The 1,084-nt window shown below is 49.8% G+C and carries 1 protein-coding gene; it reads left to right on the forward strand.

Features of this window, described 5'->3' with window-relative positions; genetic code table 11:
* Window positions 1–1,084, forward strand: a 1,084-nt coding sequence (locus R8N49_RS25100; RefSeq protein WP_318190209.1) for an efflux RND transporter permease subunit, incomplete at both ends; no start/stop codon positions are given.

Raw genomic sequence — 1,084 nt, forward strand, 5'->3', positions numbered from 1 at the left:
CTGAATTCGCGATTCGCCAACGTAAGTTCGTTCTGTTCTTTATCGTATTGAGCGTGATCGCTGGCATCTATTCTTACTTCGACTTAGGCAAGTTGGAAGACCCGAGCTTTACAGTAAAAACTGCGGTAGTCGTGACCCTTTACCCGGGTGCGTCAGCCGAAGAAGTCGAGCACCAAGTCACCGATACCGTGGAAACCAAATTGCAGGAAATGGCGGAGTTGGATCGCTTGCGCTCATTGTCTCGCCCAGGTTTATCTATGGTCTTTGTTGACCTCAAAGAGAGCCTTAATTCCAAAGCACTTCCGCAGGAATGGGACTTATTGAGACGCAAAGTGGACGATGTAAAACTGCAGCTGCCTTCCAGCGCGCAGATCAGCGTAGTACAAGACGAGTTCTCTGAAGTCTACGGCATGCTTTTCTCTATCCACAGCACAGATGCTGCGCCAGAAGAGTTACGTCGCTACGCCGAAGAGCTGCAACGCCAAATCAAAGCCGTCGACGGCATCAAAAAGATCGAGCTACACGGCATTCAACCTCGCGTTGTACATATCGATATGCCAGACGAGCGCTTGGCTCAATATGGTTTGTCGATCGCACAAGTTTGGAACCAACTGAGCACACAAAACAGCACGTTCGAAGCGGGAAAATTCGATGCGGGTACAGAGCGTATTCGTATTGCGCAAACCAGTGAGTTTCAGTCTCTAGAAGACATTCGCAATTTAATCATCAATGGTGGCACCGGCGAGTTTGGCTCGGGGTTGATTCGTCTTGGTGACATCGCCGACATCACCATGGGTTATCAAACACCAGCATTGGCAGAAAACCGCTACAACGGAGAGCCCGCTGTCACCTTGGCTGTGAGCCCAGTTCAAGGCATTCACGTGGTGTCACTTGGCGATACGATTCAAGACATCATCGCTAACTACCAGGCAACGCTGCCGCTGGGTGTCGACATCTCGACCGTTGCTTATCAACCTGAAGAAGTACAAAAGTCTATCGACGACTTTGTTGGCAACCTGCTTGAAAGTGTCGCGATTGTGTTTGTGGTGTTGTTGGTCTTCATGGGTTTTAAGAGTGCGACCAT

This window comes from Vibrio sp. 1978, from assembly GCF_033344345.1.